Origin of the sequence: Paenimyroides marinum (assembly GCF_900108395.1) — a bacterium.
Classification (GTDB): Bacteria; Bacteroidota; Bacteroidia; order Flavobacteriales; family Flavobacteriaceae; genus Flavobacterium; species Flavobacterium marinum.
Map to the genome: position 1 here is coordinate 106,465 of NZ_FNXE01000004.1, position 19,742 is coordinate 126,206.

Below are 19,742 nucleotides of genomic sequence, written 5' to 3' on the forward strand. Positions count from 1 at the left end.
TTCCATTTATACAAATAGTTCAAAATATGGGCAAAAATTGAATGAAATGAAATTAAAAAAAATTAGAGAAGAAAGGCATTATACGCAAGAGTACATAGCCAAGAAACTAGGGATTTCTATTAGGGCATACTCTAAAATTGAGCGTGGCGAAACACAACTAACTATTAATCGCTTAAAAGAAATAAGTGCCATTTTAAACGTTTCTCCGTTTGAATTATTAACTGATGAAGTAACTCAGCCCTCGAAAAAACAACAACAAGGAGGTTACAATGTAGAAGAATTAATGACTATAGACTCTTTCCCCATGAAAGAACATTATGAGGAAACAATAGCCATTTTAAAAGATCAAATTGAAACTCTAAAGAAAATCATCGACAAGATGAGTTTTTAACTTTTTACATAAAAAGCCTGTGTATTTACAGGCTTTTTTATGATTAATAAAAATTTATTTTAAAATATATCTGATATTTATTGAAGTATTTATACTATCGTTAGTTTCTAACGGAACATACTTAAGAATACCTTTCTTTGATAATTCTAAAATTTTTATCTTATCTTTTTCAAACCAGGTAATTTGATATTCTAAATCGGTAGGTTTAATGTCAAAATTATTGTTGCTTTGCCCGGCACTTGTAATCATCGCTGAACCATAAAACTGGTTATAATAATCATAAAGATCAAAAGTTAGAGGTTCAGCAGTTTCTGCTGTCAACGGTAACATCACGTTCGGTGCAACAAACATCTGCGTTTGAGACAAGTGTTCTTTTCTCAATACTTCTTGATTGGAACTGTCTAATTGCTTTTCAATCCATTCTTTATATGAACCTTCAAATCCTTTTTCTTTTGCATGTTCATAAGCTTTCTCTCCGTCTGTACCCACTACTGATTCTACCCATTCGGTAAAAGTTCCGTAAAACCCGTGTTTTAGAGCCAATTCATAAGGAGAATTTCCCTTTGAAGTGTTTAACGATTGAATCCATTCGGATACAATGGCTGCCGTTTTATCTCTTTTTGCAATTTCAACATCCACTTCTCGTCCCCAAAGCATTTTTTTCCATTCATTTTCCGTACCGTCAAAGCCTTTTTCAACCGCTTGTTCATACGCTGTTTTTCCGCCTTGAGCATCAATCATTTCGATCCATTCAGTAACCGTTCCATCAAAACCTTCGTTTACCGCAATTTCATAATCGTTTGTCGGTTTTGCTATAATTGGAGTATTTGTTGCGGAGATCTTTACCGGAATCTCTTTTATCTGATCATCTTTTGGTTCTTGGTTTTCCGGTTGATTTTCAACCACTTCATTTTGAGAGGGATCAAATGGAATTTCTTCTCTTTTTACAACTTCAATCACATCTATTACATCCAACAAAACCGATGAAGGATTTTCACTTGTTATCAAGACCGGTTCATTTGAAGTTAATTCTGGATTTTCTGTAGTTTTCTCCATTTCTGGTTCAGGAACTTCATTCGATTTTGCTACTTCAACCACATTCATCTCGTCTAATAAAATCACCTGAGAATCTTGAGACGGTATGATCTTTAGCTCTTCAACTGGAGCAGGTTCGGGTGTTTCAGCAGGTTTAATATAGGTAATTAAATCTCTTTTTTCAATTGATTTTGAAAGCGTGACAAAATCAGAATAAGAAACAATATAACGATCTAATGCTTCAATGGGATATAGATAAACCACATCATTGACATCTCTGATCTTTAAAGGATTTTTGTTCCCTTCAGAAATTGTAAAAAGCGTTGAAACCTCATTCGTTGTCGTAAAAATATCTTTGCTGTTTAAAATTTCGTACCATTGATCATCAACCCACATATAAAAACCTTCTTGTATAAATGAGTCCTCAGGATGAATCAAAATATTGTATCCAAAATCATTTGCATCGGCAGTTGCTTTTTTATCTATTTTTTCAATCTGTAAATAAGGTGCCGCGTAATACACTGTATTTGATTGTTGCGCGGTTGCAACAAAAGGAAAACAAATAATAAGGGTAAAATATTTAAACATACTGAATGCTTTTAAAACCTTGCAAAGGTACATATTTATCAAAAATAAATAATAAATTGTCAACTTGCTTTATATTTGTGTTTTAGTAAACATAATTTTAATGGAACAATCATCATACGTAAAAACAACTTTTCAGGATATCATAGCTACGATAGAATTTTTTCATCCGGCAAGTAATTCATTCCCAAGTTCACAATTGACAGAATTAACAAATGCCATTAATAGTTTAAACACGAATACAGCGGTACGTGTAATCATTTTAAAAAGTGCAGGCGAAAAGGCTTTTTGTGCAGGTGCATCGTTTGACGAACTTTTAAGCGTACGTAATTTAGAAGAAGGCGGACAGTTTTTCAGCGGATTTGCCAATGTTATTAACGCCATGCGAAAATCGAACAAAATAATTATTGGACGTATCCACGGAAAAACAGTCGGTGGCGGCGTTGGTTTAGCTGCTGCATGCGATTATACTTTTGCTACTAAAAATGCGTCGATTAAACTATCGGAACTCTCAATAGGCATTGGTCCGTTTGTGATTGAACCTGCTGTAAGCCGAAAAATAGGTAAACCTTCGTTAGCAGAAATGACGTTAGATGCCGAGAATTGGAAAAGTGCCCAATGGGCTTTTGAAAACAAGTTGTTTACGCAATTGTTTGATAATACAGCCGCAATGGACACAGCTTTGGGGAAATTTGCCACACGTTTAAGCAGTTACAACCCCGCAGCTTTATACGAAATGAAAAAAGTTTTATGGGAAGGAACTGAAAATTGGGACGCCCTTTTAAAAGATCGGGCAGCGATTTCGGGCAAACTGGTTTTGTCTGATTTTACCGTGAATGCATTAAATGCTTTTAAAGGGAAATAATAAGCATATAAAAAAATTCGGAAGCTTTAGCTTCCGAATTTATACAATCAAAAAAATGATTATTTTTTAGCTTGAATATTTAATTCAACATCTATTTCCTGAGAGATCATCCAGTCTTTTGCATCACCTTCTGTTCCGTACGTTAATCCCCAATCTTGTCTGTTAATTGTAAATTTAGATTCTATATGAACCTCTTCTGCAGTCATTGTAACCTTAGCAGGGAATGTTACATTAACGGTTTTGTCTTTAATTGTTAAGTTTCCGCTGATAACATTTGTTGCACCTTCAAGAACGCTCGTATCTTTTGTAGCATCAAATGCAGCAACACTTGTAATTTCGAAAACTGAAGTTGGAAATTTCTCTACATCAAAAAAATCAGCACTTTTTAAATGTGCATCTAAATCAGCTGAAGTTTTTCCTCCTGATGTAACAGGATCTACTGCCGCTTGATCTGTTACCAGTGAATTTAAATCTAAATTAAACTTACCTCCTGTTACGGCGTCGTTTTCAACAGCCACAGTTCCATCAGTTTTTATAACACCATATCTTGGGTTAAGACCGCCTTTGTGGTAACCTGTCCATTTTACAGTACTTTTATCTGCTTCTACTGTAAAAACCTGTCCTTTTTGTTCTGCTACTTCCTGCTCTGCTGTAGTGTTCGCTTTATCACCAGATTTGTTACAAGAAACAAGCATTGCTATTGCAGCAAATGCTAAAATCGTTAGTTTTTTCATATGTAAATTACTTTTTTAATTAAAAGCCAAATGTATCTATTTTTATTAAATCAAAAGTTAATCTAGTTTAATTAATTCTTTGGTAATTCATTTAAATTATTAACAAATTCGCCATTTTTAAAAAAGAATAAACCTCCGTTCCAATCTTCTTTTGCATTATACTTTAAACCTTTCAATTCATTCTGAAAATATCCAACATATTTTCCAAAAGGACCATTTCCATAATAATTACTATCAATAACATACAACTGCGATGGCGTATTCTGTAATAATGTTTCTTCAATATTTGCGTAACTAACCATTACCAAAAAAAGTTTATAGTCATTTTCCTTTGCCCAATTCTCATACACATATAAAGGTTTACAAAATTCAGACGAACAACTATTTGCAAAGGTATAAACCAATGCTTTGGGGTATTTTTTAACTTCTTGCTTTAATTCGGAAGCAGTTATCACATAAATTTTATTTTTATCTGTCGGTTGATCGGGTTTAAACGAAACCACCATTGCTTTTTGCTCGTCAGTCAGCTTATTATAATCATCAGAAAGACCATTCATTACTATTACACCACAGGAATTTAAAAGGAATAAAATACTAAATAATATAAAATGCTTTCTCATAAGATTCAATCAAATAATTAAAGGATAATAAATGTTAATGATTTCTATTTTTATAGAGGGATATTTCTTCTTAAAGATATCATCAATATCGTTATTATACAATGAGTTAATAATAAATCTTTTATCATCTATCGAAATTATTTCAAAATAAAAATAATCTTCAAACATAAAATTCTTACTTCCCATTTTTGCAATTTTTGTTCCAGACATATGTAAGTTAACTATTTTGATACTTTCTAATGGAATAATTGAAACTGAACCACTGTCAATTAACTGTATTTTTATTGCATCGTCTTCTAAAAAAACAATCTGATTTTTTACATACCGATAATAATTTGAGTGAATATAAATTATAGGAATTGTAAAGAAACTTAACATCAGTAAACAAATAATCGCCATGTATTTCACATCATAAGAAAAATACAAAAAACCAAGAAACAAAATAAAGTAAAATGATAAAAGCCATAATCTTTTAAAATGAGTATATTTCGTTACTTCTAACTTCATAGATATTATTTAATTTATCAAATATACATTAAATTTTAAATCACTAATTTTGCTAAAATTTTCGAATCATGAGTTTTATCAGAATCACCAAACAATTTACTTTTGAAACCGGTCATGCGCTGTATGGTTACGATGGTAAATGCCGTAATGTACACGGGCACAGTTATAAATTATCGGTAACCGTTATTGGCGAGCCCATAAGCGATAAAAACCATGTAAAATATGGAATGGTGATTGATTTTACCGATTTAAAGGTTATTGTAAAAGAAGAAGTGGTTGACCAGTTTGATCATGCGACCGTTTTTAACCAAAACACGCCGCATGTAGAACTAGCTAAAGAACTGGAACAACGCGGGCATCACGTTATTTTGGTTGATTACCAGCCAACAAGCGAAAATATGGTGATTGATTTTGCCCAGCGTATTAAAAACCGTTTGCCACAAAACATTAAACTGCTTTCGCTGCGTTTGCAGGAAACCGAAAGCTCTTATGCCGAATGGTTTGCCACTGATAACGAATAAATTAATGATTACATTAGAAATCCCTACAGATAAAAAAGTTTATTTTACATCCGATCATCATTTCGGAGCACCTACCCGTGAACAAAGTCTTCCACGCGAAACATTGTTTTTACAGTGGTTAAACGCTATTGAAAAAGATGCCGGTGCTTTGTTTATTGTAGGCGATTTGTTTGATTTCTGGTTTGAATATAAAAAAGTGGTTCCTAAAGGATTTGTACGCATTTTGGGAAAATTGGCTCAAATGCGCGACAACGGTTTACCTATTTACTTCTTTGTGGGAAATCACGATTTATGGATGGAGGATTATTTTGAGAGCGAGCTTGATATTCCTGTTTTTCACGAACCTAAGGTTTTTAAGATTTTTAACAAAACCGTTTTTATTGGTCACGGCGACGGATTAGGTCCCGGTGACAAAGGATACAAACGCATGAAAAAGGTGTTTACCAACAAGTTTTCAAAATGGCTGTTTCGTTGGCTGCATCCCGATATTGGCGTGCGGTTGGCAGAATATCTGTCGGTAAAAAACAAACTGATTTCAGGCGAAGAAGACGCTACCTTTTTGGGCGAAGAAAACGAATGGCTGATTTTGTATGCCAACAAAAAAGTAAACGAACAGTTTGCCGATTACTTTATTTTCGGGCACCGGCATTTGCCTATGACGCTTCCTTTAAAAAATAATCCGCAAGCATTATATATCAATTTGGGTGACTGGATTCAGTACTATACTTTTGGAATTTTGACTTATTCAGATTTTCAATTGAACGCTTATTCAAATAGAAATCTTTCGGAACATTTTCATCTAAAATCCAATCGTGATGTTTAAAATGGCTCCATTTTTCAGCCGCTAAATCTACTTTTGGATCAATTAACCGTTTTGAAGTTTGTGAGTTAATTCGTACGTTACTTCTTATCGCATAAACCGCAACATCTTTGCCCTCTTTTTTAAATCGATCTTTAATTTTCTGAGCCATTTGCCAGATTACATCGGGCGTATTTAAGCGGGCACGTTGTTTCTTATTTAACATTTCATCGTTTGAAAATTGCACAGTATCTCCTGTTTTTTTATCAACTACCTTAAATTTCACCTCTCCGCTACGCGAACGCAACATCATCCGCCAGCTTAATCGGTGCCCTTCTTCGGTCCACAATACATTTCCCGGGATAACCCAATGACGCAACGGCAATAAAACCTGAATGATTAAATACGGTACAAAAAAGTATTTAAACGTATTTAAACCAATAGTTGTAGTCTGGTTGCCGTAATTTTCTTTTGGTTTTTTGCGAAAAAAGAAATTTCGGATTTGGTTGGGCTGAAAAAAGAAAACACAAAAACTCAAGGCAAAATACGGAAACACCCCGATTTGCAGAGTAATTGAATTAAAAATATGAAAGATTAGCGAAGCGATAATTGCCAGCCAACGGGTACGTTTCCACAATAGTGCCGGAACAATTAATCCGTCAAACGCAATGCCCATATAGGCGATAAACAATTGAAACTCGGTTTTTTGAAACAGATTTTGAACATAATCGGGCATATTTTTCATGCTCATAAACATGTTTCTTGTTACGGTACCGTCTAACCAATCGGGATAAAATTTCGCCACCGTTGCATAAATATAGACACAGCTTACCTGAATGATAAAAGCCCAGCGAATCCACTGTGGCATATAGTTTTTCTTTATTGCCGGATTTATTTTAGCATCGAAAGAAGCATTGGCATTGGCAGGTAAAAAGCACATCATTAAACCAATAAGCCACATTAAATAGTAGTGGTTGTTGTAGGACGTTTTCTGCCCAAAATAAGCCAAAGACCATAAAAGAGTTAAAGATATAATTGAAATACGGTATTTAAAACCAAAAATTACACCTAACGATGCCACAGCCATTAAACCAAAAACCATATACATGGTTTCGTTTTGGAGAGATAGCAGCCATTCAAAACCAATAAACGTAAAATTAGTGGTGGTATCAATAAAATTTCTATCGACCCACTTTAAAGCCAAGGCACCAACAGCTTCGGCAAAGAAAACGATTCCGAAAAAAATCCGGAAAACAATCAGTGAAGAATTATCAATTTTTTTAAATGCCTGCTGCCACATCTTCTATAATTTTTTTATAAAATTTCTTGAATACGTTTCATCCTTTTTCAACGCTTCAATTAGTAAATCAACCGAACCGAAATTTTCTTCATTACGTATTTTCGTTAAGAAATGAATTGTAATTTCTTCGTTATAAATGTCGTCGTTAAAATCAAAAATATTCACTTCGATGGTTTTTTCAATACCGCCCACCGTTGGGTTGGTACCAATACTCAACATTCCGTAAAGGTCTCTGCCTTTTACCGTAACGCCAACTACATACACACCAATTGCCGGAATCAACTTATAATCCTCAACAACCTGAACATTAGCCGTGGGATAACCAATGGTTCTGCCCAACTGCTTACCAGAAACCACCTTGCCCGAAACCGTGTACGGATACCCCAAATACGTTTTTGCCAAAGCTACATCACCCTCGGTTAACGCCTTACGAATCTTGGTGGAACTTACCGAAACATCGTTTAATTCTTCAGCGGATATCTGCTCCACATCAAAATGGTATTTGTTTCCAAATTTGATTAAATCGTGTATGTCTGCTGACCGGTTTTTACCGAAACGGTGATCGTAACCAATAATTATCTTGCCAATATTAAACTGGTCAACCAATATTTTTTTTACAAATTCTTCGGCAGACAAATTGGCAAATTCCTGAGTAAATTCCTGGACTACCAAATGGTCAATGCCAAAATTTTCTATTTGTTTAATGCGTTCATCAATTGTATTTAGTAACGAAATTTGATGGTCGGTTTTTAAAACCATTCTCGGATGCGGAAAAAAAGTCAATACCAAAGTTTGGTAACCATATATTTTTTTTTGAAGCTTTAACTTATTTAAAATTGCCTGATGACCTATATGCATACCATCAAACGTACCAAGAGTTACAATGGTTTTTTTTGTTGATTTAAATGCTTGTACCGAATGAAAAACGTTCACTTTATTTTTTTTTCAAAGTTATTAATAAAAGTTAAAGCATAAAAATTGTTAAAGCGCTAAAAAACAGGTGAAATACTTAAAAAATGAGGTTAAAAGAACATTACACATCATTTAAAGTTAGTATTTTTGATGAATAAATTATTTTTTATGAAATTTTACAATAAACTCATTTGTATTCTTGTTATTTTCTTTACAGGAAATTTGTTTGCACAATTTCAACCTTTTTCCGAAAGTACTGAAAAAAACTTTTCCGATACGGATAAATTTGTAAGACTAAATGAACCAAACGAGTTTAGACTTTACACTTTTAATCTTCAAAACTTTTTAAAATGGGTAAAAGATGCACCTGAGCTGTCTAATGCTCCTTCTGATTTAATTATTTCATTACCCGATGGCAACGGAAACTTCTCTAATTATTGGGTATATAATAACAGTACCATGGAACCTGAACTGGCTGAGACGGTTTCAAACATACGAAGCCTAAAAGCTGTTGATATAAAGAATACAGGAAATAATATAAGTATTAGTGTTTCTGATATTTTTGGTTTGCACGCAATGGGTATGAAAACCGATGGGTCTGTTTTCTATATTGATAACTACACTAACGACTTAAACGCTGTTATTGCATATCAGCGCAATAGTTTAGAAGCACCGAAAAACAACTTTACCTGTTTGGTTTCTAATGATGATTCTCAAAATGAATTTGCAGCTTTTAACACGCCAGTCCAGACATTCAGCTTAGACAATAAACGCAGAACCTTTCGTTTAGCTTTAGCCTGTACCATTGAATATGCAGCTTTTCATATTAACAATGCCCCAACCGGCACTCCAAATATCACTCTTACTCAAAAAGAAAATATTGTTTTAGCTGCAATGAACGTTACTTTAACACGTTTAAATCAAATTTTTGAACGTGAATTAAATGTTCACTTAAACCTAATTGCTAATAATAGAAGTATCATTTTTATATCAAATGATAATTTCACAAATAATAATGCCAACTTATTAATTAATGAAAGTCAAAGTGTTATTGACAATGTTATAGGTTCATCTAATTACGATATAGGTCACACGTTCAGCACCGGTGGCGGTGGATTGGCAAGTTTAGGATCTGTTTGTAGTTCATGGTTAAAAGCTTCGGGGATAACCGGCTCTCCTTCTCCTGTTGGAGATCCGTTTGATGTAGATTATGTAGCACACGAAATGGGACATCAGTTTGGTGCAAATCACACGTTTAATAATTCGTGTCAGTTTAACAGAAATTCCAATACAGCAATGGAAACTGGTAGTGGCAGTACCATTATGTCTTACGCAGGTATTTGTACACCAAACGTACAAAACAATGTAGATGATTACTATCATTACATCAGCATTAAAGAAATGCAGACATTTTTATCATCTGCAAGTTGTGCCACTCAAACAACTGTTTCAAATTCTGCACCGGCAGTTACTTCTTTAACAGCCAAAACAATACCTTACGGAACACCGTTTATATTAAGTACAACAGCAACTGATGCAGATAATGATCAGCTAACATATACGTTTGAGCAAATCAATACACAAATAGCAACACAACCCCCGGTAGCTACTGCTACAACCGGTCCTGCATTCAGATCCGTAGCACCAAGCACAGACAATTTCAGATCGTTCCCTAACCTTTCTACTGTTTTAGCAGGCACAACCAACAGCAATGGCATTGTAAGTAATCAATGGGAACGCTTAGCGACCGTTGCCCGGAGTTACAGTTTTGTAGCAACCGTTCGCGATAACAATCCTCTTGGTGCACGAGTAGTTTACACGCCACCTGTCAGCATCACAGTAGCCAATACAGGACCTTTTGTAATTACTTCGCCTGATAACAATCCAAATACAACAGAAGCAACCTGGTTTTTTGGCGATACCAAAACAATTACATGGAATGTAGCCGGAACCACTGCAAACAATATTAATACAGCAAATGTGAATATTTTGGTTTCAACTGATGATGGTATCACTTATACCAATTTAGTTGCCAATACACCAAACGATGGTACAGAAACAATTACTGTTCCTTCAAATGTAACAATCTCACATAATGCACGGATTAAAATTGAAGCGGTGAACAATATTTTTTATACGGTTTCTAAAAAATTCACCCTGTGGGACCCAAATGTAAGTGTAGAAGAAGTTGAACTGAAAGATTTAAACATTTACCCGAATCCCGCTACCTCTGTTTTAAATATTGAATTTTCTACAGAAACTTCCGGCAAAACAACATTTGATATTTTTGACTTAAACGGCAGATTGATTCAAACAGTAACTACTGAAACGGCAACAGATATCCAGCAACAAATAAATGTGGAAACTTTAAAAAACGGAATGTATATTTTAGTGATAAACACCGGAAAATACACCTCAACACATAAGTTTATTAAGAAATAGTGTGTTTCCTTAAAGGAAAAAACGCGGAAGTTATAAAACTTCCGCGTTTTTTTTATTCCTCAAATTTCTCATTAATTTTCTGTTCCAGTTCTTTTTGTAATTCTTCAATCACCGGGCGAACGGTACTTTCTGGTAAATCGGCAATGCGGATATACATCAATCCGTCAACCGAATTATTAAACAACGGATCCACATTAAAAGCCACTACCCTTGCATTCTGCTTAATATATTTTTTAATTAAAACCGGCAAACGCAATCCGCCTGGCTCTACCTCTTCAATCAGTTTATCAAATTTATTTAAATCGGCTTCAGCTTCATTAAAGACAAAATCTTTATCGGCATCTTTCAGCTGCACTTTATATTCTTTTTTAGGCTGAACATATTGTGCTACATACGGATCGTAAAAATGCGATTTCATAAACTCAATCATCAGCGATTTACTAAAATCAGAAAACTGGTTACTGATGCTTACGCCTCCAATCAAATATTTATGCTCGGGATATCTCAATGTGGTATGCACAATTCCTTTCCACAATAAAAACAACGGCATTGGTTTTTGCTGGTAACTACCTACAATAAAAGCACGTCCCATTTCTATCGATTGTTCCATCATGGAATACAATTCCGGTTCAAATCGAAACAATTCTGTCAGATAAAATCCATCGATTCCGTGTTTTGTATAAATGTCTTTTCCCAATCCCATTCGGTAGGCACCTGCAATACACTTCGCATCGTCATCCCACAAAAACATGTGCTTATAAAACGTATCGTATCTGTCTAAATCAATCGACTCGTTTGTACCTTCTCCAACAGCCCGAAACGTAATTTCCCTCAAACGTCCAATTTCACGCAAAATATTAGGAATATTAGCCGCATCGGTTAAGAACACTTCGTAATTTTTGCTTTGCAGCAAACGGTCATCTCCTTTACGCAACGCTTCGATTTCTTTGACCATTAAATCTTGCAATACCGGATGCTCGATTTCTTTTGGCGGTGGAGCAGGCAACTTAAACGACGGTATTTTGATGTATTGTTTTTTATCATCTTTCGTGGTATTTGCCAGCAAATACGTTTTTTGGCGCAGGAATTTACCAAAATTTTCAATAGAATCGCCATGTTCATCTTGTTCGGCAACAGTTATAGGCTTACCAATACGCACACGAATTACGCGGTCTTTTTGAGTAAGTAGCTCCGATGGTAATTTTGCTGTTTGTAATGTTGGACTTATTTTAGACAACAAATAAAACAATTTGCTGTTTTTTGCATGAAAATAAATTGGAATAACCGGTACCTGTGCCTTCTTAATTAATTTCAACGCACTTTCTTCCCATGGTTTATCAACGATTTTATCGCCATCTTCAAAATTCGATACTTCGCCGGCGGGAAAAATCCCCAATGGTTTTCCATCGCTTAAATGCCGTAACGTTTCCTTTAGTCCCAAAACACTTGATTGGGAATCTTTATGGTTCTCAAACGGATTTACCGGCATGATAAACGGTTTCAAAGGTTCAATGCGGTGCAATAAAAAATTGGCGATTATTTTAAAATCAGGGTCATGTTCACGCATTAATTTCAGCAATAAAATCCCATCAATCCCCCCTAACGGATGGTTTGAAATGGTTATATACGACCCTTGTTTCGGCAAGCGTTTTAATTCTTCAGGATCAATTTCAAATTCTATTTGAAATTCTTCTAAAATTCCGTTTAAAAACGCTGTGTCTTCTAAATGTTTATTGCGGTCGTATATTTTATTAAGTTCAGAAATTTTAAGCACTTTCATTAACAACCAACCAGAAAAAGTACCTATAAATCCGTACTTATCTAATTTTATTACCTGTGCAATTTCCTTAGCGGTTACTAACCCCATTAGCTATTTTTTTGCAAATATAACAATTCATTTAACTCTTATAAAGAGTATTGATTTTTTAGATTACGAAATTTAAATATACTAAAAATTGTTAAGCGATTATTAAAAAATGTTTTGGTATAGAAAGCAAGTGTTTTATATTCTAAAAGCCGCTGTCATCGCTAACAGAACTTTAAATAAAGTTAGAGAGAAGCTGGGGTATGCATAAAACAATAAACGCCACCCAAATTGAGTGGCGTTCTTTATTTTAATTTTTATGTTGAGGAGGATTGGTAATACCTGCCTCCTGCATTTCCAATCTAGTTTTATAGACTTCCAGAAGGTGTTTTTCTGTTACTTTATGCATTATTCTTTTTTATAAAAACCTATTTGATTATCTTTTAAAAACTTAGTCTTCAATTTATGATGATATGCAGTCATAGAAACTCTAATAGCTTCACATGTAGAATAAGCAATAAAATATTCGAAATCTAGTTCTTCATTGATAGTCTTTAGGATGTTTTTAACATCCTTTTTCTTATATTCTGACCGATTTATAGGTACAATAATTTTTCCATAAAACTTACATTTCCCGTTTATAGCCCTTGAAACAACTGGTGATCTATAAGCTACTTTATAATTGATTTTCTCTCCTTTGTAAACTATATAACTCCAAGAAACGGATTCTTCATTGCAATCAATAATTAGATAATCTTCTCTGCAATCTCTTTCCTGCGAATTTGCATTTGAAATAATTAAAAGAAAAAAGAATATTGTAAGTTGAACCTTCATTTTTATTGCAAAATACAAAAATACCGCCGAATTTGTTTCAGCTTCGCATTTTTTTGTCTATAATGAGATTCTGAAACAAGTTCAGAATGACACGCTGAATCTAAATTTATATCTGTGAATCTGTGGGAAAATAAAAAACCTACAAGGTCAAGCAGACTCTTGCAGGTTGAATATTATGAGATTCCGGAACAAGTCCGGAATGACAAAGATTTGAAAGAAACTACAACGGAATATTTCCGTGTTTGCGGTTTGGCGTTGCTACTTCTTTATTTTCGAGCATTTTAAATGCTTTTATTAATTTGCGGCGGGTATCTTGTGGAAAGATTACTTCATCAATAAATCCACGTTGTGCTGCACGGTATGGGTTGGCAAATTTCTCCGCGTATTCGGCTTCTTTTTCTGCTAATTTAGCTGCCGGATCAGCTGCTTCGGCAATCTCACGTTTAAAGATGATTTCTGATGCTCCTTTTGCTCCCATAACGGCAATTTCTGCACCTGGCCACGCAAAGTTCATATCGGCACCAATGTGTTTTGAGTTCATTACGTCGTAAGCACCTCCGTAAGCTTTACGGGTAATTACGGTAACTTTTGGTACGGTAGCTTCAGACAAAGCATATAATAATTTTGCACCGTGAACAATGATTCCGTTCCATTCCTGATCAGTTCCAGGTAAAAATCCGGGTACATCAACCAACACCAATAACGGAATGTTGAACGCATCACAGAAACGTACGAAACGAGCAGATTTGATCGATGAATTCACATCTAAACATCCTGCTAAAAACATTGGGTTATTGGCAACAATTCCCACGGATTTTCCACCGATACGTGCAAAACCTACAATGATGTTTTCAGCATAATTTTTATGAATTTCGTAAAAAGAATCCTCATCGATTACGTTGTTGATTACATCGTGCATATCGTAAGGTTTGTTCGCATTATCCGGAACAATGGTATTTAATTGCTCACGTAACTCGTCACCTAATTCATAAGGTAAATCTTCAACAACTTCTTGATTGTTTTGTGGAATATAACTCAACAAACGTTTTACATCTTCTAAACATTCGATATCGTTCGCAGAAGTGGTATGTGCAACACCCGATTTTGTAGAGTGCGTTGATGCCCCGCCCAATTCTTCCGAAGTAACGGTTTCGTTTGTAACGGTTTTAACAACGTTCGGACCTGTAACGAACATATACGAAGATCCTTCAACCATCATCGTAAAATCGGTCATAGCAGGCGAATAAACCGCTCCACCAGCACAAGGCCCCATAATTGCAGAAATTTGAGGAATCACCCCAGAAGCTTGCACATTCCGGAAAAAGATATCAGCATAACCACCTAACGAACGAACACCTTCCTGAATACGTGCCCCACCTGAATCGTTCAATCCGATCATTGGTGCACCCACTTTCAATGCCATATCCATTACTTTACAGATTTTTTCGGCGTGCGTTTCAGACAAAGCTCCGCCAAAAACCGTAAAATCCTGTGCAAAAGCATACACCAAACGTCCGTTAACAGTTCCGTAACCCGTAATCACACCATCGCCTAAGTAATGCTCTTTATCTAAACCAAAATCTTTGGTACGATGCGTTACAAAGGCTCCGATTTCTTCAAAAGAGCCTTCGTCAAAGAAGTATTCAATACGCTCACGAGCCGTTAATTTCTTTTTTGCGTGTTGTGCGTCGATACGCTTTTGTCCGCCACCTAATTGGGCTTCGGCTAATTTTTTATTTAAAATGTCAAATTTTGTATTCATTGTTTTATTGTTCTTTTATTAATGATTTTAACTCTTCCTTACTTGGAAGTACAGTTTTATATCTGCTTGCAAAGATGTGTTCGTTATTTTCGGGCAAAGTATATTCCACAACGGCTTCGCTTTTGTTTTGACAAAGTACAATACCAATGGTTTTGTTTTCGTCTTCCAGACGGACTTCCCGGTCATAATAATTCACATACATTTGCATTTGTCCGATGTCCTGATGCTTCAGCTCGCCGATTTTCAAATCAATCAATACAAAAGATTTCAATATGCGGTTGTAGAAAACCAAATCAATCCAAAAATGTTTGTCATCAAAAGAAATCCGTTTTTGTCGGGCTACAAATGTAAATCCATTGCCTAATTCCAATAAAAAATGTTCCAACTTGTTGATGATTTCTTCTTCCAACTGATTTTCAGAATAAACTGATTGTTCAGGCAATCCGATAAATTCCAAGATATAAGGATCTTTTATGGCATCTTTTGGTTTTTCAATTATTAAACCTTTTTCGGAAAGTTCCTTTACTTTGTCTTTATCTCTGCTCAAAACTAACCGAGTGTACAATGCAGAATCATACTGCCGTTCCAGTTCACGAACACTCCAATTATTCTTTGCGGCTTCTATTTCGTAAAATTTGCGTTCATTTTCATCATCAATTCGCATCAGCTTTAAATAATGCGACCAACTTAAATTGAATTTCGCAGACACTGTTTGCGATTTTTCGTTTTGTAATTCGTCAGTCAGTGACTGACTTTTTGGAGAAATCGTCAACAGTGTTGACGAATTTGAATACGTTAAATAAAAGTATCGCATTTTAGTAAGATTTTCTACAGAAAAACCTCTTCCAAACTCTTTGGTCAGCACTTTTGACAGTTCTTTTAAAAGCTGTTTCCCGTATTCGGCTCTTTCTTTACCTCCTTGCTCTTCCTCAACAATCATTCTTCCGATTTCAAAGTAGGTCGTTACCATTGTTTGATTAATGGTACGCACAACATTACCCCTTGCGAATTGCAGTAAATCAACAATCTGAGAAAAGAAGTTTGTGTTTATATTTGCTTTTTTTTCTGCCACAGATGCACGATTATATCCTATTTAAACTGAAATCTAATGTAAATATATTTGTTTTTATTTCTACAGATGCACGGATAATCTGACCTAAATTAAAATATCATTCTTAAGAAGAATTCAATAAAATTTTGAGTGAACGTTATATGTGAGATTCCGAAAACAAGTTCGGAATGACAACTGGTGTCAAGCTGAACTTGATTCAGCTTCTCATCCCTTTAATCTATGCATCTGTGGTATATTACTACAACTTTGTTGGTACTCTCAAAACTTTTTGGTCTTCCAGATATTGTCTCAATGCTACTAAAGCAGCAACTTCCGCTTCTTTTGCCTGGTTTTCTTTAATGATATCGGCACTGTAATACTTCTTCACAAAATTGGTATCGAAATCACCCGAAACAAACGCTTCGTGTTCAAAAACAAACGTTCCGAAAGGTAACGTTGTGCTTACTCCGTCAATTTTATAATCCTGAATGGCTTTTAACATCAACTCAATGGCTTCGTTGCGGTCTTTTCCATACGTAATCAGTTTGGAAAGCATCGGATCGTAATAAATCGGCACATCCATTCCCTGTTCAAAACCATTATCTACACGAATACCTTCGCCAGTTGGCAAAATATAGGTTTCTAAATTACCAACCGATGGCAAGAAATCGTTCAAAGGGTCTTCGGCATACACACGTAATTCCAATGCGTGTCCTGTGATTTTTAAATCTTCTTGTTTTATCGGAAGAACCTCGCCACGAGCTACACGAATTTGCATTTCTACCAAATCAATGCCTGTAATCAATTCCGTAACAGGGTGCTCTACCTGCAAACGGGTATTCATTTCCAAAAAGTAGAAATTTTTATTTTCGTCTAATAAGAACTCTACCGTACCGGCACCCACATAATCACAAGACTTCGCCACTTTTACCGCAGCTTCGCCCATTGCTTGACGGATTTCAGGCGTTAAAACAGCAGAAGGTGCTTCTTCCACCACTTTTTGATGACGACGCTGAACGGAACATTCACGCTCAAACAAATACACCACGTTTCCGTGGGTATCTGCCAAAACCTGAATTTCGATGTGACGTGGAGAGGCTACAAATTTTTCAATGAAAACCGAACCGTCTCCAAAAGCGGATGTTGCCTCAGAAATAGCACGTTGCATCTGAGATTCAAAGTCTTCTTCTTTTTCCACCACACGCATTCCTTTTCCACCGCCACCGGCAGATGCTTTAATTAAAATCGGAAAACCTACTTCTTTCGCCACTTTCTTCGCTTCGTCAATATCCGTAATGGCGTGGTCTAAACCGGGAACCATCGGAATATCATAAGCTTTTACGGTATCTTTTGCTGCTAATTTGTCGCCCATTACTTCAATCGCGTGAGATTTTGGGCCGATGAATGTAATGCCGTTTTGCTCGGCTAACTCCGCAAATTTTGAATTTTCTGATAAGAATCCGTATCCTGGGTGAATGCCATCAACTCCTAATTCTTTACATACTTCGATGATTTTATCGCCTAATAAATACGATTGGTTCGACGGTGCTTCGCCAATACAAACGGCTTCATCGGCAAATTTTACGTGAGGCGACTGACGATCTGCAACCGAATAAACAGCAACGGTTTTAATTCCCATTTTTTTGGCTGTTTTCATAACGCGCAGTGCAATTTCACCGCGGTTTGCAACTAATATTTTTTTCATTTGATTTTTTGTTTCAAGGTTTTTTTTCAAATGGTTTTTGATTTGACTTTAATATAGCTACAAGGTTTTAAAAACCTTGCAGCATACATTTTCCTGCGAGGTCTTCAAGACCTTGTAGGTATTCTAATTTAATCGTTCTATTTCATCATTTAGTTCTTTATCCCAGATAAACTCCATACCAAAATTACCGCCAGAATTTATCGTAAAAAAAGCTCTGTTCCATTTGTTATTACCGCCTCCTGTCGTGATTTCGTGAAGTTCTTTTATCCAAACGCTTAACTCTCGAGTTATATTTCTTATCGAAATATTCTTCACTTCATTATTTTCAATATACTCCCCTGTATATCCAACAACGCCGTTTCCAACTATTTTAAATTCTAATCGTGCATTTGTCCACACATCACCTTCAATAACATTAAACATTTCCTGTCCTATTTTTGAATAAATCTCATCAACTGTCATAATTTCTATATTTATGATACCTACAAGGTTTTAAAAACCTTGCAGCATACATTTTATTCAAACTCAATTAACAATTGACCTTTATCTACTGCCTGTCCTTTTTCAACTGCAATGGATTTAATTACACCTGAACGTGGCGAGTCAAAGCTATTTTCCATCTTCATTGCTTCTAAAATCAACAGATTATCACCTTCCTGAACTTCCTGACCAACCTGTACGCTGATTTCCAGAATCAATCCGGGCATCGGTGCTTTGATTTCATTGACCACTTTTCCTTTGCCAACTTCAAAGCCCATTTCTTTAATCAACTCGTCTAAAGCATTGGTAATCGCCACTTCGTAACGGTTGTTATTGATCTCTATCGTATAAGTTTTGTTGATAAAATCGGTATTTACTACCTTGGCGTGATAGGAAATGTTGTTATGCAATACGTGAAAACTGTGCTTATTCAGACTCACGGCATCTGCATTAAGTATCTGTTTTTCTGTAAATTCAAAATTGTGGTCTTTGTTTACAGAAACTTTAAGTGTGTTGTTCATTGCTTAAAATTTGTTTGAAAGGGTAAAGTTATTTAAAAAATCGCAATTATTTTATTAAAACCATTGTTTAATATATTAATTAAATGCTTCTTACGATATTTGAATAAAAAACAAATGAACAAGTATTCAGTCGTGTTTATGCCGGATTTAAAAACAATTGAGCTTATAAAGCTGATGAAATTAACTTTAGCCGATGAAATTGGTTGGTTTAACAGTAAAAACTCGCTGGCTCATTTTACGATTTTTGAATTTTTAGAAGAGGATATAAATATGGAACGAATTGAAAAACAATTGGAACGAATCGCTTCCGGGATTAATACGTTTGATGTTCTATGTAATTCGTACGATTATTTTGACAATGGTGCTTTTTATACAAAACCTAATAAATCTTCAACTGAAAAAATGCGTTCTGTAATGAAGGTGATTTTGGCAGAAACGAACAATATCAAAAAAACAATTACTAATACCACACCACATTTAACTATTGGCAGACGACTGAGTAGTGACCAATTACAAACCGCTCAGAAAATATTTACCGAAATACATCTGTCTTTTGAAATACAATATCTAACCTTGCGAAGATTCGATGAAAAAATCAGGCAATTTGTAATTTATCGAGATTTTCCATTATTGGGCAATTCTAAAGAAATACAAGGAAGTCTTTTTTAAAGTTTATCACTACTAACCGACTAACTTTTCAAAATTAAGGAGCTTCCCATTGTGGTTAGCTCCTTTTTTCATATTTTGGTTTTACGACAAATCAAAAATATGAGCAATAAAGATACAGAAAAGAAATTAGTCGGTCAGCCGATTTTCAAACAAATCATCAATTTTATTCCAAAAGATAAATTTGATATGCTTGTCTACAAGCATA

Annotated in this window: 18 protein-coding genes and 1 pseudogene; 6 read left to right on the forward strand and 13 right to left on the reverse strand. The window is 35.1% G+C overall.

The genetic code is table 11. The annotated features are described in order from the left end of the window. Window positions 1–46 precede the first annotated feature (46 nt). On the forward strand, window positions 47–391 hold the full coding sequence (locus BLW20_RS02620) for a helix-turn-helix domain-containing protein (protein ID WP_143037722.1): 345 nt from the start codon (window positions 47–49) through the stop codon (window positions 389–391). Between the two features lie 54 nt (window positions 392–445). On the opposite strand, the gene BLW20_RS02625 is transcribed toward BLW20_RS02620, so the two are convergent. After that, window positions 446–2,014 (reverse strand): hypothetical protein, encoded by a 1,569-nt coding sequence (locus BLW20_RS02625; protein ID WP_091096043.1) that lies wholly within the window; start codon window positions 2,012–2,014, stop codon window positions 446–448. Window positions 2,015–2,114: 100 nt separating this feature from the next. Here BLW20_RS02625 and BLW20_RS02630 point away from each other — a divergent pair, with 100 nt between their 5' ends. Continuing rightward, window positions 2,115–2,876 (forward strand): enoyl-CoA hydratase/isomerase family protein, encoded by a 762-nt coding sequence (locus tag BLW20_RS02630; protein ID WP_091096045.1) that lies wholly within the window; start codon window positions 2,115–2,117, stop codon window positions 2,874–2,876. A gap of 59 nt (window positions 2,877–2,935) precedes the next feature. Here BLW20_RS02630 and BLW20_RS02635 read toward each other — a convergent pair whose 3' ends face one another. The 3 genes from BLW20_RS02635 to BLW20_RS02645 form a co-directional block, all read right to left on the reverse strand. Then, on the reverse strand, window positions 2,936–3,610 hold the full coding sequence (locus tag BLW20_RS02635; protein ID WP_091096047.1) for a YceI family protein: 675 nt from the start codon (window positions 3,608–3,610) through the stop codon (window positions 2,936–2,938). Between the two features lie 71 nt (window positions 3,611–3,681). Then, complete coding sequence (locus BLW20_RS02640) at window positions 3,682–4,230, reverse strand: hypothetical protein (RefSeq protein ID WP_143037723.1); 549 nt, start codon at window positions 4,228–4,230, stop codon at window positions 3,682–3,684. A 9-nt stretch (window positions 4,231–4,239) separates the two neighbouring features. Next, the gene (locus BLW20_RS02645) at window positions 4,240–4,737 is read right to left on the reverse strand and encodes a hypothetical protein (protein WP_091096051.1); all 498 of its coding nucleotides are present in this window, start codon (window positions 4,735–4,737) and stop codon (window positions 4,240–4,242) included. Between the two features lie 68 nt (window positions 4,738–4,805). Between BLW20_RS02645 and BLW20_RS02650 the strand changes: the two genes are divergently transcribed. Both BLW20_RS02650 and BLW20_RS14830 read left to right on the forward strand, forming a co-directional pair. Then, complete coding sequence (locus tag BLW20_RS02650; RefSeq protein WP_091096053.1) at window positions 4,806–5,258, forward strand: 6-pyruvoyl trahydropterin synthase family protein; 453 nt, start codon at window positions 4,806–4,808, stop codon at window positions 5,256–5,258. Between the two features lie 4 nt (window positions 5,259–5,262). Further along, complete coding sequence (locus tag BLW20_RS14830; protein WP_245725261.1) at window positions 5,263–6,081, forward strand: UDP-2,3-diacylglucosamine diphosphatase; 819 nt, start codon at window positions 5,263–5,265, stop codon at window positions 6,079–6,081. A 31-nt stretch (window positions 6,082–6,112) separates the two neighbouring features. Here the strand turns inward: BLW20_RS14830 and BLW20_RS02660 are convergent. Together BLW20_RS02660 and BLW20_RS02665 are read right to left on the reverse strand one after the other, a co-directional pair. Further along, a pseudogene (locus tag BLW20_RS02660) lies at window positions 6,113–7,357 on the reverse strand (HTTM domain-containing protein); the annotation flags it as partial. 3 nt (window positions 7,358–7,360) lie between these two features. Continuing rightward, window positions 7,361–8,290 (reverse strand): bifunctional riboflavin kinase/FAD synthetase, encoded by a 930-nt coding sequence (locus BLW20_RS02665; RefSeq protein ID WP_091096058.1) that lies wholly within the window; start codon window positions 8,288–8,290, stop codon window positions 7,361–7,363. Between the two features lie 147 nt (window positions 8,291–8,437). On the opposite strand from BLW20_RS02665, the gene BLW20_RS02670 reads away from it, so the two are divergent. Further along, the gene (locus BLW20_RS02670) at window positions 8,438–10,711 is read left to right on the forward strand and encodes a zinc-dependent metalloprotease (RefSeq protein ID WP_177165017.1); all 2,274 of its coding nucleotides are present in this window, start codon (window positions 8,438–8,440) and stop codon (window positions 10,709–10,711) included. A 52-nt stretch (window positions 10,712–10,763) separates the two neighbouring features. Here the strand turns inward: BLW20_RS02670 and BLW20_RS02675 are convergent, their stop codons facing one another. From BLW20_RS02675 to BLW20_RS02705, 7 genes are all read right to left on the reverse strand, one after another. After that, the gene (locus tag BLW20_RS02675) at window positions 10,764–12,578 is read right to left on the reverse strand and encodes a GNAT family N-acyltransferase (protein ID WP_091096062.1); all 1,815 of its coding nucleotides are present in this window, start codon (window positions 12,576–12,578) and stop codon (window positions 10,764–10,766) included. A gap of 345 nt (window positions 12,579–12,923) precedes the next feature. Then, window positions 12,924–13,349, reverse strand: a complete 426-nt coding sequence (locus tag BLW20_RS02680; RefSeq protein WP_091096064.1) for a hypothetical protein — start codon at window positions 13,347–13,349, stop codon at window positions 12,924–12,926. Window positions 13,350–13,569: 220 nt separating this feature from the next. After that, window positions 13,570–15,111, reverse strand: a complete 1,542-nt coding sequence (locus BLW20_RS02685; protein WP_091096065.1) for an acyl-CoA carboxylase subunit beta — start codon at window positions 15,109–15,111, stop codon at window positions 13,570–13,572. A gap of 4 nt (window positions 15,112–15,115) precedes the next feature. Further along, window positions 15,116–16,183, reverse strand: coding sequence for a PDDEXK nuclease domain-containing protein (locus BLW20_RS02690; RefSeq protein ID WP_091096067.1), 1,068 nt, complete (start codon window positions 16,181–16,183; stop codon window positions 15,116–15,118). A gap of 238 nt (window positions 16,184–16,421) precedes the next feature. After that, window positions 16,422–17,867, reverse strand: coding sequence for an acetyl-CoA carboxylase biotin carboxylase subunit (gene accC / locus BLW20_RS02695; protein WP_091096085.1), 1,446 nt, complete (start codon window positions 17,865–17,867; stop codon window positions 16,422–16,424). A gap of 123 nt (window positions 17,868–17,990) precedes the next feature. Further along, window positions 17,991–18,329, reverse strand: a complete 339-nt coding sequence (locus BLW20_RS02700) for a hypothetical protein (protein ID WP_091096069.1) — start codon at window positions 18,327–18,329, stop codon at window positions 17,991–17,993. A 53-nt stretch (window positions 18,330–18,382) separates the two neighbouring features. Then, on the reverse strand, window positions 18,383–18,868 hold the full coding sequence (locus BLW20_RS02705) for an acyl-CoA carboxylase biotin carboxyl carrier protein subunit (protein WP_091096071.1): 486 nt from the start codon (window positions 18,866–18,868) through the stop codon (window positions 18,383–18,385). A 114-nt stretch (window positions 18,869–18,982) separates the two neighbouring features. Here BLW20_RS02705 and BLW20_RS02710 point away from each other — a divergent pair, with 114 nt between their 5' ends. After that, window positions 18,983–19,537 carry a 2'-5' RNA ligase family protein gene (locus BLW20_RS02710; RefSeq protein WP_091096073.1) on the forward strand — a complete coding sequence of 185 codons (555 nt, stop codon included), beginning with the start codon at window positions 18,983–18,985 and terminating at the stop codon, window positions 19,535–19,537. Window positions 19,538–19,742 lie beyond the last annotated feature (205 nt).

Bases quoted from the DNA above. Each gene is read 5' to 3' on its own strand.
- BLW20_RS02700 (WP_091096069.1), bottom strand. From the start codon at position 18,329: ATGACAGTTGATGAGATTTATTCAAAAATAGGACAGGAAATGTTTAAT.
- accC (WP_091096085.1), bottom strand. From the start codon at position 17,867: ATGAAAAAAATATTAGTTGCAAACCGCGGTGAAATTGCACTGCGCGTT.
- BLW20_RS02670 (WP_177165017.1), top strand. From the start codon at position 8,438: ATGAAATTTTACAATAAACTCATTTGTATTCTTGTTATTTTCTTTACA.
- BLW20_RS02635 (WP_091096047.1), bottom strand. From the start codon at position 3,610: ATGAAAAAACTAACGATTTTAGCATTTGCTGCAATAGCAATGCTTGTT.
- BLW20_RS02620 (WP_143037722.1), top strand. From the start codon at position 47: ATGAAATTAAAAAAAATTAGAGAAGAAAGGCATTATACGCAAGAGTAC.
- BLW20_RS02680 (WP_091096064.1), bottom strand. From the start codon at position 13,349: ATGAAGGTTCAACTTACAATATTCTTTTTTCTTTTAATTATTTCAAAT.
- BLW20_RS02625 (WP_091096043.1), bottom strand. From the start codon at position 2,014: ATGTTTAAATATTTTACCCTTATTATTTGTTTTCCTTTTGTTGCAACC.
- BLW20_RS02630 (WP_091096045.1), top strand. From the start codon at position 2,115: ATGGAACAATCATCATACGTAAAAACAACTTTTCAGGATATCATAGCT.
- BLW20_RS02675 (WP_091096062.1), bottom strand. From the start codon at position 12,578: ATGGGGTTAGTAACCGCTAAGGAAATTGCACAGGTAATAAAATTAGAT.
- BLW20_RS02645 (WP_091096051.1), bottom strand. From the start codon at position 4,737: ATGAAGTTAGAAGTAACGAAATATACTCATTTTAAAAGATTATGGCTT.
- BLW20_RS02710 (WP_091096073.1), top strand. From the start codon at position 18,983: ATGAACAAGTATTCAGTCGTGTTTATGCCGGATTTAAAAACAATTGAG.
- BLW20_RS14830 (WP_245725261.1), top strand. From the start codon at position 5,263: ATGATTACATTAGAAATCCCTACAGATAAAAAAGTTTATTTTACATCC.
- BLW20_RS02705 (WP_091096071.1), bottom strand. From the start codon at position 18,868: ATGAACAACACACTTAAAGTTTCTGTAAACAAAGACCACAATTTTGAA.
- BLW20_RS02650 (WP_091096053.1), top strand. From the start codon at position 4,806: ATGAGTTTTATCAGAATCACCAAACAATTTACTTTTGAAACCGGTCAT.
- BLW20_RS02685 (WP_091096065.1), bottom strand. From the start codon at position 15,111: ATGAATACAAAATTTGACATTTTAAATAAAAAATTAGCCGAAGCCCAA.
- BLW20_RS02640 (WP_143037723.1), bottom strand. From the start codon at position 4,230: ATGAGAAAGCATTTTATATTATTTAGTATTTTATTCCTTTTAAATTCC.